Annotated in this window: 11 protein-coding genes; 10 read left to right on the top strand and 1 reads right to left on the bottom strand. The window is 62.6% G+C overall.

Translation table 11 applies throughout. From position 1 onward, the window contains the following. The first annotated feature begins 42 nt into the window (after nt 1–42). The 5 genes from DT069_RS19490 to DT069_RS19470 all read left to right on the top strand — a co-directional run bounded on the left by DT069_RS19490 (nt 43) and on the right by DT069_RS19470 (nt 5,444). On the top strand, nt 43–555 hold the full coding sequence (locus tag DT069_RS19490) for a TRAP transporter small permease (protein ID WP_119461996.1): 513 nt from the start codon (nt 43–45) through the stop codon (nt 553–555). 1 nt (nt 556) lies between these two features. Then, nucleotides 557–1,867 carry a TRAP transporter large permease gene (locus DT069_RS19485; RefSeq protein ID WP_119461995.1) on the top strand — a complete coding sequence of 437 codons (1,311 nt, stop codon included), beginning with the start codon at nt 557–559 and terminating at the stop codon, nt 1,865–1,867. Between the two features lie 12 nt (nt 1,868–1,879). Next, nucleotides 1,880–2,908: a TRAP transporter substrate-binding protein gene (locus DT069_RS19480; RefSeq protein WP_425450394.1), complete on the top strand. Its 1,029-nt coding sequence runs from the start codon at nt 1,880–1,882 to the stop codon at nt 2,906–2,908. 22 nt (nt 2,909–2,930) lie between these two features. Beyond that, nucleotides 2,931–3,671, top strand: coding sequence for a pyridoxal 4-dehydrogenase, SDR-type (gene pldH, locus DT069_RS19475; protein WP_119461994.1), 741 nt, complete (start codon nt 2,931–2,933; stop codon nt 3,669–3,671). A gap of 111 nt (nt 3,672–3,782) precedes the next feature. Continuing rightward, the gene (locus DT069_RS19470) at nt 3,783–5,444 is read left to right on the top strand and encodes a GMC family oxidoreductase (protein WP_119461993.1); all 1,662 of its coding nucleotides are present in this window, start codon (nt 3,783–3,785) and stop codon (nt 5,442–5,444) included. A 67-nt stretch (nt 5,445–5,511) separates the two neighbouring features. Here DT069_RS19470 and DT069_RS19465 read toward each other — a convergent pair whose 3' ends face one another. Beyond that, entirely contained in the window at nt 5,512–6,279 is a 768-nt protein-coding gene (locus DT069_RS19465; protein WP_119461992.1) for a FadR/GntR family transcriptional regulator, read from the bottom strand. A gap of 758 nt (nt 6,280–7,037) precedes the next feature. Here DT069_RS19465 and DT069_RS19460 point away from each other — a divergent pair. The 5 genes from DT069_RS19460 (at nt 7,038) to pldA (ending at nt 12,652) form a co-directional block, all read left to right on the top strand. After that, nucleotides 7,038–8,021, top strand: a complete 984-nt coding sequence (locus DT069_RS19460) for a putative B6 ABC transporter substrate-binding protein (protein WP_425450393.1) — start codon at nt 7,038–7,040, stop codon at nt 8,019–8,021. Nucleotides 8,022–8,171: 150 nt separating this feature from the next. Beyond that, on the top strand, nt 8,172–9,776 hold the full coding sequence (locus DT069_RS19455; protein ID WP_119461990.1) for a putative B6 ABC transporter ATP-binding protein: 1,605 nt from the start codon (nt 8,172–8,174) through the stop codon (nt 9,774–9,776). Continuing rightward, nucleotides 9,769–10,845: a putative B6 ABC transporter permease subunit 2 gene (locus DT069_RS19450; protein ID WP_119461989.1), complete on the top strand. Its 1,077-nt coding sequence runs from the start codon at nt 9,769–9,771 to the stop codon at nt 10,843–10,845. The genes DT069_RS19455 and DT069_RS19450 overlap by 8 nt, the downstream gene beginning before the upstream one ends. 3 nt (nt 10,846–10,848) lie before the next feature. Next, nucleotides 10,849–11,784, top strand: a complete 936-nt coding sequence (locus tag DT069_RS19445) for a putative B6 ABC transporter permease subunit 1 (protein WP_119461988.1) — start codon at nt 10,849–10,851, stop codon at nt 11,782–11,784. Nucleotides 11,785–11,827: 43 nt separating this feature from the next. Beyond that, on the top strand, nt 11,828–12,652 hold the full coding sequence (gene pldA, locus DT069_RS19440; protein ID WP_119461987.1) for a 4-pyridoxolactonase: 825 nt from the start codon (nt 11,828–11,830) through the stop codon (nt 12,650–12,652). Nucleotides 12,653–12,679: the final 27 nt, after the last annotated feature.

The following is a 12,679-nucleotide window of genomic DNA, read 5'->3' as shown; positions in this document are numbered from 1 at the left end:
ATGGCCGGCGCGATCGATACCGACGCGGTAGGGAGCTGGTGAATGCAGCGAGCTTGGGGAATGACCCGGACGGCCCTGGGATCTATCATCGGTCTTCTGCTGATCATGATGGTGGTGCTGAACGTCGCCAATGCGTTCGGCCGCTACGTCTTCGGGCAAACCATTCCGGGTTCCGACGAGCTGCTCGTCTTCTCCATGGTGTGGCTGGTGTTCCTCGGTGCCGCCCTGGCGACGGCCGGCGGCCGGCACCTGCGCTTCGACCTGCTTGCGATAGTGCTGCCCCGGCGCCTGGAGTTTCTGCTCGACGCCATCAGGTGCACATTCGCTGCGGTCCTGGCCGGGTTCGTCTGCCTGCAATCTTGGGAAGCGCTTTCGAAGCTGGGGCGGATCGGGCAGAAGAGCATGGACATGGGAGTGCCGATGACGGTGCCCCATGCCGCGGTTTTCATGGGTTTCGCGCTGATCGCCCTGATATCAGCCGTTCTCGCGGTCGCGGCGCTGCTGGCCGCCGCAGGAATCACCCCGCGGTCGGAACCGGGCGAAGGGGCGAACTGACATGTGGTCCTTGATGGTCCTGCCCGTCGGTCTGTTCCTGCTGGGGTTCCCGGTCTATGTGGTCCTGCTGGCAGCCAGCGCGACGACCCTCCTGACGATCATGAACGTGCCGCCCCTGGTCATTCATCAGATCGTGTATGGCGGAGTCGCGAACTACGCGCTCCTGGCGGTTCCGTTTTTCATTTTCGCTGGCGAGCTGATGAATCGATGCGGCGTATCCGAACGCCTCGTCCAGTGGGTGATGAGCCTCATCGGGCATGTCCGGGGCAGTCTCGGCCTCACCACCATCGCCAGTTCGACGATGCTGGGTGCGGTGTCCGGCTCCAGCCCGGCTACCGTCGCGGCTATCGGCAAGACGCTTTACGAGCCGCTTCTGCGAAACGGGTATGGACGGCCGTTTTCGCTCGGCATCATCACCTCCAGCGGATCGATAGCCATCGTCGTTCCGCCCAGCATCGCGATGATCCTTTACGGCGCGAGCGCCGAACAATCGATTCCAAAGCTGTTCATCGCGGGCATCCTGCCGGGTCTTCTGATCGCGCTCCTGATGGGCCTCTATGTTCTACTCTGGGTCAGGCGCCAGGGAAGCACGCAGGGAAGCGCCCAGAATGGCGTCATTGCGACGGAGCCAGGCGCAGGTGATCGCCGCGCGGATGTCGGCTTCGCCACCGCGACCGCCCGCGCATCGGGCGCCCTGGCCATGCCGGCGATCGTTCTGCTGGGCATCTATCTGGGCTTCTTTTCGCCCACCGAGGCCGGCGGCGTGGCCTGCCTCTATGCCATGCTGCTCGGCCGCTATGTCTATCGCAGCGTGACTTGGCGCCAAATTCTGGAGGCGGCGTCGGAATCCGCCTTCCTGACGGGACAGATCCTCATCATCGTGGCGAGCGCCGCCGTCTTCGCCTGGATCCTGACCGTCCAGGGCATCCCGCAGTCACTGATAGCCTGGGTAGAGGCGGCGCAATTGACGCCCGTGATGTTCCTGCTCGCGATCAACCTGCTCCTTCTCATTCTCGGATGCCTCATCGACCCGACCTCGGCGATTCTGGTGCTGACGCCGATTCTCGCACCCATCGTGCAAGCACTGGGGATCGACCTCGTTCATTTCGGGGTCATCATGACGGTCAATCTGAGCATCGGCATGTTCACGCCTCCGTTCGGCCTGAACATATTCGTCGCGCAGTCGGTCCTGAATGCGAAAATCTCCGACATCTATCGGGGCCTGTTCGGATTCTTCGTCGCCCAGGTGATTGCCCTGTTGGTCATTACCTATGTCCCGGAGCTCTCCCTCTACCTTGTCGAGACCCTTTAGAAGGAAAGGACGATGTCCATGTCTTCTCGCTTCCGCTGTTGGAAAGGCGCCGCGATTTGTACCGCGCTGTCGCTGACGATGCTGCTGGGCTATCCGGCGGACCGGGCCGAGGCTCAGACCGTCATGAAGCTGGCCAGCGCGACAATCAATGACGTTCAGCACGAATGGCAGAAGACCTTCGCCCGAGAGCTGGAAAGTCGCGCCGGCGACAAGGTGACGGTGGAGATTTATCCGGCCAGTCAGCTGGGTGCCATTCCGCGCATGGTGGAGGGGGTTCTGTTCGGCACGATCGAATCCTTCATCTCGCCGACCTCGTTCCTGGTCGGGACTGATCCGGCGTTCCAGGTTCTGGACGCGCCGGGACTCTTCGACTCGCCGGAACATGTGGGCCGGGTGATTCACGACCCCGACTATCGCGACCACCTGGAGACCTTGGCGCTGGATAGCGACCTTCGCGTTATCGGCGTCATCTTCAACAGCCCGTTTCTCGTGCTGACCAAGGAACCGGCGCCAAAGCTGGATGATCTGGCCGGCATGAAAATCCGCACCTTCGCGTCGCCCCTGCAGATGGAGCCCCTGAAGGCGATCGGCGCGAACCCGCTTCCCCTGCCGCTGACCGAGGTGGTGCCGGCGCTGCAATCCGGCAACATCGACGGCATGCTCGCCGGGATGCCGATCCTGACGGCTTTCCGCTACTACGACGTCGCGAAATATGTGACGGACCTGTCGTTCTCGCAGATCGTCTCGGTGAATGTCGTGAATGAAACCTGGTTCCAGTCCCAGCCGGAGGATGTCCGCAAGGCGATCATCGAATCCGGCCGCGCGGCGGAGGAGGCCGTCCTTCAATGGGGCATCGACAATGTGGAGCGGTCGAATGCGAAGTGGGTCGAGAATGGCGGGGAGATCCTGAAGCTGAGCGATGAGGACCGGGAGCGGATGATGTCGGTCTTCCGGGAGATCGGGGAGCAGATCCTCACTGAGGACGCTGAAATCGCCGAAGAGTACGAGTTGCTCACCACGGTCGTTGAGGGGAAGCGATAATCTGCATAGCAAGGAGACGGACATGAATAGATTTACCGGCCGTGTGGCCATCGTCACGGGAGCCGCCCAGGGGATTGGCGCCGCAGCTGCGAAGCGGCTGTCGGACGAAGGCGGGACCGTGGCTTTCGTCGACGTCAACGGGGAAGGTGCGAAGGCGAAGGCCACAGCCGCAGGTGGCTCGGCCTTCGCCGTTCAATGCGACATCGGCGATCCGGAGTCCGTTGCGGCGCTTCACGAAACGGTCCTGAAGCGCTGCGGCAAGATCGACGTCCTGATCAACGGGGCCGGCATCGTACCGTTCGTTCCCTGGTCGGAACTGACCTTCGAGGAGTGGCGTCGGGTCATGCGGGTCAATCTGGACGGTCTCTACCTAATGTGCCGCGCCTCGTCGGACGCGATGCGCAAGGGTGGGTACGGCAGGATCGTGAACATTGCTTCCGACTCCATCTTCGCCGGCACGCCGAACATGGCGCATTACGTCGCCTCGAAGGGCGGCGTGCTGACCTTCTCCCGCGCGCTGGCGACGGAACTCGGTGCCGACCGGATCACCGTCAATTGCGTCTGCCCCGGCCTGACCGACACCGAAGGCGTTCAGGAGACTGGGCACAAGGACAGCTTCGAGATCGTCAACATGCTGCAGGCGATCAAGGGTCGCGGCACGCCCTCGGATATCGTGCCGGCCATCGCCTTCCTGGCATCCGAGGAAGCACATTGGATCACCGGCCAGGCGCTGAACGCGAACGCCGGAATGGTCCGCGTTTGATACCGGACGGAGAGAGGCGCCGTGGCAGGCGCCTCTCGTTCGGGCGATAAATGGTTCAGGCGAGTGCCTGATCCGAGAATCGCCCTCTAGTGAAATCTGTAGGAACGCCCGATGACGAGGCACAGCAGTTACGACTACATCGTGGTCGGCGCGGGGTCTGCCGGCTGTACGTTGGCCAACAGGCTCTCGGAAGATCCGAACGCCAAGGTTCTCGTGCTAGAGGCCGGCGGCTGGGACCGCGATCCGTTGATCCATATTCCACTGGGCTGGGGCAAGATCCTCCAGAAGCGGTTGCACGACTGGATGTATTTCTGCGAACCGGAAGACAATGTCGGCGGACGCCGTGTCGAATGCGCGCGCGGCAAGATCGTCGGCGGCTCGTCATCGGTCAATGCGATGGCCTATGTACGGGGCAACCGCGGCGACTTCGACGGGTGGGCGGCCAAGGGCCTCGATGAATGGTCCTATGCCCACGCGCTTCCTTACTTCCGCAAGCAGGAAACCTGGGCGGAAGGGGCGGATGCCTTTCGGGGCGGCGCCGGCCCGCTCGGCACACAGTTCTGCCGGTACCAGGACTCGCTGGTAGACGCTTTCGCCCAGGCTGGTATGGATGCGGGCCATGGCTGGACGGACGACTATAACGGAGAGCGGCAGGAGGGCTTCGGCCGCCTGCAGATGACCATTCGCAACGGCCGCCGCAGCAGCGGGGCCACCGCCTATCTTCGGCCCGCGCTGGCGCGCGATAATCTGGAGATTCGCGTCAAGGCCCATGTGACGCGCATCCTGTTCGAGGGTGAGCGGGCGGTCGGAATCGAGTATCTGCAAGACGGAAAGAAGTTCCGCGTCCGTGCGGATCGTGAGGTCATTCTGTCCGGCGGCGTGATCAATTCGCCGCAGCTTCTCATGCTATCCGGCGTGGGCGACCCGGCGGAACTGGCACGGCACGGCATCCCGGTGCGGGCCGAGGTCCCGGGGGTCGGCAAGAACCTGCAGGACCATGTCTCGGTGATCCTGATGTACGAACGGAAGGAGCCCGGCCCGTTCCATCGCATGATGCGGTTCGACCGGATCGGGCAGGAGATGATCAAGGCGCATCTGTTCGGCAAGGGCGGCGCCGCGGATGTTCCCGGCGGAATCACGGCATTCCTGAAGAGCCGCGATGGGCTGGAGCGGCCCGATCTCCAACTGCTTCTGACGGCTGCGCCGCTCAATGCCTGGCCCTATTTCAAGCCGTTCAAGGAGCCGTTCAAGGATGGCTTCGCCTGCCGCATCGTCATGCTGCGGCCCGAAAGCCGGGGTGTGGTGGAGCTGGCCAATGGCAATCCGCTGTCGCCCGCGATCATCCGTCAGAACTTCCTGTCCACGGACTCCGACTGGCAGGTCGTGAGGCGGGGCGTGGAGATCGCCCGCGATGTCGCTGCCCGGCCCTCGATGCGGCCCTATATCGCCAAGGAAATCGCTCCCGGATCGAACGCAAGTTCCGCGGCGGAGGTCGACGCTTACATCCGGTCGACGTCGATTACCGTTCACCACCCTCTCGGAACATGTCGGATGGGCCTGGAAGCGGATCCGCTGGCGGTGGTCGATCCGCAGCTTCGGGTCCGGGGAACCTCGGGGCTTCGTGTGGTTGACGCCGCGGTGATGCCGGACCTGACCAGCGGCAACATCAACGCGCCGATCGTGATGATCGCCGAGCGGGCATCCGACCTTATCCTTGGGCGGCCGACCCTGGCGCCCGACGCACGGTTTCGCGGAGCCGTCGCCGCCGCCTGACGCAGGAGCTGACCCGGGGCGGCGGTGACGTATGCCCGGGGGCGCTAGCTGGGCGTTAGCTGGGTCCTTACCCGGCCTGCGCTTCGCGCCACTGGCGATATCCGGCGGGCATTGCCGTCACGAACAGGCTTTGATGCACGTCGGCAAGGTGGTCCTGCATCAGTCGTTCCGCCAGTTCGGGATCCCGCTGGGCTACCGCCTCGGCGATCGACTCGTGAAACCGGACATGGTCCGCCTGGCGCTTGAAGCAGTGACCGTTCTCGCCGAAGCGCCTCATCGCCTCGTCCCGCAATGCGCCGCACAGCGAGTCGAATAGAATCAGAAGCAGCGAATTTCGCGACAGTTCGGCGATTTTTCTGTGAAACGCCAAATCGGCGGCCTGGTAGTCTTCATGGTTCCTGGCATCGCGGCTTTCTCGCGCGAGCGCCCGCAAGCTTTCCACATCTATCTGGGAAGAGCGCAAGGCCGCGAGACGCGCCATGATCGGCTCGATGTTGAGGCGCAGCTCGACCAACTCCATCGGCGTCCCGCGCTGCGTCAGCCAATTGACGTTCGGATGCGCGATGACCGTGCTGCGCGGCGCCACCTCGTCGGCCGTTTCGGACCGACTCGCGATCGGAGGTTCCCGGCGATTCGCGACAAAGGTGCCGCTTCCCTGGCGGCGAGAGATCAGCCCGTCCGCTTCAAGGGCGCCGAGCGCACGCCTCAGGACGCGGCGACCGACGCCGAGTTGATCCGCAAGCTCGCGCTCGGCCGGCAATCGTCCCCCATTGTCGCGGGACCAGCCCTCAAGCATATGCCGAAGCTTCTCCAAAGTACTCTGATAGCGGTCCATTTTTCCTACACCGTACCTAGAAAATCCGTCACATACTTAGCAAGCCAATCCACTCCAGCCATACTGTCGTCCCGGCGCTGCGGCCCGTTGGCCGTCATTGGTCGGAGCCGTGACGGCCGTGCACCCATCTGCTACCTTGGTCTGGTTGACACGCTTGGCGCAGCTCTTGCCGGAAAGGTATCTCATGAAACCCGATCAAGAGGTTATGGTTCCTATACAGATCCGAAAAATAGATGATTTGTTCCCTTTTCTCAACAGAAGAGAGATGAGTCGTTACGCGACATGAGGCGTCGTAAGTACAAAGCCTCCTATGGGAATCAGTCGATTGCGGGGGCTGTTGCCGGAGGGAGCGTGAGAGGCGCGGGCCATCGGGAGATGGCCTGGTGGATGATTTGCCATGTGGTGGTTCATCGTTCGCCTTAATGGTTCGCTCTTCGGAGGAAGTGGTTCTCACTCCTGCGGAGCGTTGACAAAACATCTTGAATTGGTGTCATCTTAATGTTGTGAGCGTTACGTCTAGGGGACAATATGCACGGTGCAGTGGGGAGGCGTGTTCTCTGCTCTTGTGCGAAGGATCGCCGCGTAGCCCAGTAAAAGGGGTCGTTAAGTTTTGGGAACCAATATTGCGCCGATGGGACATGGTTCTAGCGGTGCTGCAGGTTCCGTCCTTCGGCAGCGAAGAAATTGAGGAGGCAAGGGTGACTCGTTCGAGGACTAAGTTTGGAACATTGGTCTCTGGCCTGGTGCTTGGGACATGCGTGGCATGGTCGGCAGGTGCGGCCGAGGTCGAAACCATTGCCATCCTTACGCCCGAGCAGGGGACGGACTATGGTTGGAACCAGCAGGGCGTCGATGCCGCGCGGGAGGTCGCCGAGAAGTATGGGCTGGAGCTGATCCCGGCCGAAGGCCTCGGCTATGGCGATGTGCGGCCGGCACTGCGCGAGATTGCCGAGGACGGGGCGGACCTGATGATTGCCCATGCCAGCGGCTACAATACAGCGGCACCGGAGATTGCGGCCGAGACGGGCGTTCCCGTCGCGATCGTGGACCTTCCGGACGATATGAAGCCCGGCCTCGTCGCCGATTACACGCTGTCCGGCCATGAAGGCTCGTACCTTGCGGGCATCATGGCGGCGCGGATGACGCGCACCGGCACGGTCGGCATCGTCGTTTCGGGTGAGCCGCCGTCCTGGAACAGCCAGTCGGCCGGCTTCGCGCTCGGCGTTCGGGCCCAGGATCCTGACGTGAAGATCATTTACGCGGTCATCGGCCCGGCTGCCTACGGCGATGCCGCCGGCGGTCGCCGCGTCACCGAGTCGGTGATCGCGGCCGGCGCGGATATCATCTTCGGCCAGGGCAACGGTTCGAGCTTCGGCATGATCCAGGCCGTGGAAACGACGAAGGCCGTCGATGGCGGCAAGGCGTGGTTCATCGATGTCATCGGTGACAAGTCGGAACTCGATCAGGGGCATCTTCTGTCGTCCGTGGTCTGGGACCTTGTCCCGGTCTACAGTGCGATGGTCGAGGATCTGAAGGCGGACAAGTTCGGGACCGTCGGCTACAAGATCCAGCTGGCCGACGATTCGGTCCGTATTCTCAAGACCGATCATATTCCGGCGGAAGTCTGGGACAGCGTGATGGCGATCCGCGATGACATTGTCTCCGGGAAGACGAAGGTCGACCGCATTAGCGATGCCCAGGAGGTTCGCAGCCTGATGACATCGGTGGAGTCGCAGGAGTAGAAGAAGTCAACGCGGCCGCGTCTGTTTTCGCGGCCGCCCGGCGCCCCCGGCGTGGCGGCCATCTCTCCATGATGGAGTCGCCGCCACGTCGGGCCTGTAGGCCCGTTGCTGCCCTAGATTATCGATTACCCCAGACAACGGAGTGCGCGGATGGATGCGTCTACCGCAGGTCCGAACGGCATTGCGATTTCCTTGTCGGACGTTACCAAGCGGTTTCCCGGCGTCCTTGCTAACGATCGCGTTTCATTGACCTTCCGTCACGGCGAAATCCATGCCTTGCTGGGGGAGAACGGCGCCGGAAAATCCACCCTCATAAGCATCATTGCCGGCATGCAGCAACCCGACGAGGGAACGATTGCCGTCGGCGGGGCGACCGTTCGGCTGTCGTCGCCTCGCGATGCGCTCAAGCTGGGAATCGGCACGGTCTATCAGCATGTGCTTTTGATCCCCAGCCTGACCATTCTGGAAAATCTCATGCTCGGCTCCCCCTGGTGGCGCCGCTGCGACCCGGAAAGCGTTCTTCCCCGCTTCAGGGAGTTGAGCAAGCTTCTGTCCGTGCAACTGGACCCCGATGCCCTGGTCGGTCGCCTCTCGCTTGGTGAGCAGCAGCAGGTCGAGATCATGCGTGCCCTGTGGCATGGCGAGCGGGCCCTGATCCTGGATGAGCCGACCTCGATGCTGACGCCCGATGGGGTCAAGGAACTGTCGGCGGTGGTGCGCCGGCTGCGGGATCACGGGGTCGCGGTCATCTTCATCACGCATAAGCTGCGCGAGGCCTATGAACTGGCCGATCACATCTCGGTGCTCCGGCTGGGACATGTCGTCGGCGAGCTGCCGAAGGAGCGCCTGGGGAAGATGACGGAGAAGCAGGTGATCGACGAGGTCATCACCATGATGTTCGGCCGCAACGATCTGTCGAAAGGCGCCGAAGCGGCCCTGGTCGGTACGGCTCTTGATCATGACGGCTTGAAGCCGGTCGACCGGTCCGGTTCGCCCGCCCTTGCCCTGCATGATGTTTCGACTACCGGCCAGTTCGGCGAATGCGCCCTGAATCATGTCAGCTTCGATGTCTGGCCCGGTGAAATCTTCGGCGTTGCGGGCGTCGACGGCAACGGCCAGAAGCATCTGGCCGAGGTGCTGTCGGGACAGCGGCCGGTGTCCGGCGGCACGGTCATGCTGAACCAGAAAGACGTGACCAGGATGGGGGTGCCAGCCCGGCGGGCGCACGGCGTTCGCTACATCACGGACGAACGTCTCGACGAGGGCACGGCAGGAACCCATTCAGTCTCGGTCAATCTGGTTCTCAAGGAGACGGGAAAGCCGCCATTCTGGCGAAACGGCATCACCCGGTGGGGCGTGATCCACGGACATGCACGCACGCAGATCGAGGCTTATGACGTGCGCACGCCGTCCGAGCACACGCCGATCGCCAAGCTTTCCGGCGGCAACATCCAAAAGGTCCTGCTTGCGCGGGAGCTGTCGCCGGATGCGAAGCTCGTCATCTTCAACAAGCCGACATATGGGCTCGACATCCAGAGCACGAAGCTGGCGCGAGATCGTATTCGACGCGGGGCCGGTGCCGACAATGCGGTCGTCATTGTCATCTCGACGGAGTTGGACGAGTTGATGGAAACCTGTCACCGGATCGCCGTGATGGACCGCGGAGAGTTGCGCGGGATCGTCGATAACCGAAAGGGAGCCGAAACCGAGATCGGCCTGCTCATGACCGGCGCGCGAGTCCCGGCGCATGCGTGACGTCGTGAAGGACGGAAAGGCGATGGAGGCCCAGAAGGCGATGGAAACCTTGTCGCGTGTTCTGCGCATCCTTTTGCCGGTGGTGCTTGCGCTGGTGGTCGGCGGGCTGATCCTTCTGGCCTTCGGCAAGGATCCGCTGACCTATTACGGGTATGTGCTGAGGAGGGGCCTGCTGAGCGATACCGGGCTCCAGGCTTCGATCACACGGATGGCGCCGCTTCTGCTGATTGCTGCGGGGCTGATTGTCGCCTTTCGCTCCGGCCTGTGGAATCTCGGCGTGGACGGGCAGTTTCTGCTGGCCGCCGTCTTCGTGGCGGCGCTGGCGCCAATACTCGCGCGACACCTGCCGTCGACGCTGGTCTTTCTCATCTGCTTTCTCATCGCCATTGTCGTGTCGGCATCGTGGTCGTTCATCCCGGCCTATCTAAAGGCCAGGCACGGGATCAACGAGATCATCTCGAGCCTGATGATGAGCTTCCTCGGCGTCAGCCTAGCCAATGTCCTGATCAAGATCCCCTTCAACGATCCCGCGACGACCGTCCCGCAGACGGAGACCCTGGATGTCGCGGATCGGCTTGCGCGACTTGGCGACACGACCGTCCACTGGGGGATCATCCTGGCTGTGGTCGCGGTGATCGCTGTTCATTACGTCATGGAGCATACGGCGTTGGGCCTGCGCCTCCAACTCGTCGGAAGCAATCCGCGAACCGCCAAGCATGCCGGGCTCGATCTACGGCTTCTTACCATCATCGCCTTCGCCGCGAGCGCGGGTCTGGCTGGGCTGGGCGGCGCTGTCGACGTGCTGGGCGTCCAGGGCACGATCCGGGCGGACTGGAATCCGGCCTATGGGATCATGGTGATCCCGCTGGTCTTTCTGGCCCGGTACAACGGCTATGCGGTAATCGGCTTCGTCTTTTTCTTCGCGGTTCTGATGATTGGGGGCGAAAGCGCGGCCCGTCGGCTGGCCGTTCCCCATTATTTCGTGCTGGTTTTGGTGGCACTGTTGATGCTGTTCCTCGCGGTGACGGAATTCCTGGAACAGAATTTGCGGCAGCGGAAGGCAGGCTGAGACATGGAAGGGCTTCTCACCGAGGTATTCCTGGGCTCGTTGCTGTTCGGCGCGGTGACCGCCGGCGTTCCCCTGCTGCTGAGTGGTCTGGGGGAGCAGATCTCCGAGAAGGCTGGCGTGCTGAACATCGGCATCGAAGGGATGATGTTGATGGGTGCCTATGCGGGATTCGCGGGGGCCTACTACACTGATTCCTTCACGCTGGGGTTCTTGATCGGCGGTCTCGCTGGGGTTATGGCGGCGGCCGTAATGGTCGTGCTGTGCGTTCTGCTCAGCATGAACCAGATCGTCGTCGGAATCGCCATCACGCTTGGCGGCGAAGGGCTGACGGCGTTGCTGCACCATTTTCAGTTCAGCCGCAGCTACCCGCGCCTCGGTCGGCCGGAAACGCTGCCGGTTCCCTGGCTGAGCGACCTGCCGATCGTCGGGTCGGCTTTCTTCGATCGGAACCCGCTGGTCTATGCGGCCGTCCTGCTGACCGTGGCGCTGGTCTGGGTCTTCAAGCGGACGCATGTCGGTCTGAACCTGCAGGCAGCCGGCGACAAGCCGGCGGCCCTGGACGCCGCGGGGGTCAGCGTTACGCTGACACGATCGCTGGCGGTGCTGAGCACGGGCCTTCTGAGCGGCCTGGGCGGCGCTTACCTGTCGACCATCGGCGGCGGATTGTTCTTGCCCTTCATGACCGGCGGCGCCGGCTTCATCGCGATTGTCTTGGCGATGCTGGCGCGGGGCAAGCCGATGTGGGTGCTGTTCGGCGCCTTCATGTTCGGCGGAAGCCTGTCGATGACCACGGCCATGCAGGTGGCCGGGGTCAATATTCCCACGGACGTCATCCAGATGCTGCCCTTCGCGATGGTGATCCTGGTGCTGATCATTTTCGCGAGAAACAGCTACCTGCCACCGGCCCTGGGCAACCCCTACCATCGGGGCGCCCGCTAGGACCGAAGGCCGAATCCCGATTCCCCGATAAGGAGAATTTTTCATGTCGGATACGAAAGTCTACCTGCTTGATGGTGGTACCTTGGTGATCGACGGGTACCATGTGTTCTGGAACAAGGGGCCGGGCGGCGACATACGCTTTCCCTGCTATTCCGTTCTCGTGGAGCACAAGGACGGCCTCTACATCTTCGATACCGGCTATGACTTCGATCATGTCAGCCGCGTGCTGCCGTTCGAGAAGCCGATCCAGTCGAAGGACCAGACCATTCCCGGGGCGCTGGCCAAGATCGGGAAACGTCCGGAAGACATCAACTACGTCATCAACTCGCACTACCACTTCGATCATTGCGGCGGGAACAAGTACCTCACGAACGCCTGCACGGTCTGCCACGCCAAGGAGCTCGAGGCCTGCAGCTGTTTCCAACCCTTCGAGCGTCTCGGCTATTCGGACATGAGCTTCGCCCCCGAGCTCGCGAAGAAACCGGCGTCGCAGGGCGAGGGCGCCTCCGGCGACGCCGGCGATCCGCCGCTCGACATCTATACGCCCAAATTCGAGACCGTGACTGGCGATCAGGAGATCGCGAAGGGGATCTGGCTGTTCGAGACTCCGGGGCACACCGCTGGCCATTACAGCATGATGGTGGAGCTCGCCAACCGCCGGCCGATGCTGTTCACCGCCGACGCCTGCTACAGCCGGAAGAACATGGAGATGATGTGCATCTCCAGCTTCCACCTGGATCCTACCGAGAACCTGAAGTCCATGCAGCGGCTGAAGGATCTCGCCGAGAAGTATGACGCGGAGCTGTTCTATTCCCACGATCCGGAGACGTTCGGCGACTACATCAAGGCGCCCGGTTACTACTCGTAACGCGGGAGGCGGCTAGACGAAAGACGG

The sequence above is a fragment of the Virgifigura deserti genome (assembly GCA_003576685.1).
GTDB classification, from domain to species: Bacteria; Pseudomonadota; Alphaproteobacteria; order Dongiales; family Dongiaceae; genus Virgifigura; species Virgifigura deserti.
Note: the sequence above shows the minus strand (reverse complement) of the source record. Positions and strands in the feature narration are given on the sequence as shown.

What these genes read in the sequence shown, in the direction of transcription:
- DT069_RS19490 (WP_119461996.1), top strand. Translation starts at nt 43, where the DNA reads ATGCAGCGAGCTTGGGGAATGACCCGGACGGCCCTGGGATCTATCATC.
- DT069_RS19485 (WP_119461995.1), top strand. Translation starts at nt 557, where the DNA reads ATGTGGTCCTTGATGGTCCTGCCCGTCGGTCTGTTCCTGCTGGGGTTC.
- DT069_RS19480 (WP_425450394.1), top strand. Translation starts at nt 1,880, where the DNA reads ATGTCCATGTCTTCTCGCTTCCGCTGTTGGAAAGGCGCCGCGATTTGT.
- pldH (WP_119461994.1), top strand. Translation starts at nt 2,931, where the DNA reads ATGAATAGATTTACCGGCCGTGTGGCCATCGTCACGGGAGCCGCCCAG.
- DT069_RS19470 (WP_119461993.1), top strand. Translation starts at nt 3,783, where the DNA reads ATGACGAGGCACAGCAGTTACGACTACATCGTGGTCGGCGCGGGGTCT.
- DT069_RS19465 (WP_119461992.1), bottom strand. Translation starts at nt 6,279, where the DNA reads ATGGACCGCTATCAGAGTACTTTGGAGAAGCTTCGGCATATGCTTGAG.
- DT069_RS19455 (WP_119461990.1), top strand. Translation starts at nt 8,172, where the DNA reads ATGGATGCGTCTACCGCAGGTCCGAACGGCATTGCGATTTCCTTGTCG.
- DT069_RS19450 (WP_119461989.1), top strand. Translation starts at nt 9,769, where the DNA reads ATGCGTGACGTCGTGAAGGACGGAAAGGCGATGGAGGCCCAGAAGGCG.
- DT069_RS19445 (WP_119461988.1), top strand. Translation starts at nt 10,849, where the DNA reads ATGGAAGGGCTTCTCACCGAGGTATTCCTGGGCTCGTTGCTGTTCGGC.
- pldA (WP_119461987.1), top strand. Translation starts at nt 11,828, where the DNA reads ATGTCGGATACGAAAGTCTACCTGCTTGATGGTGGTACCTTGGTGATC.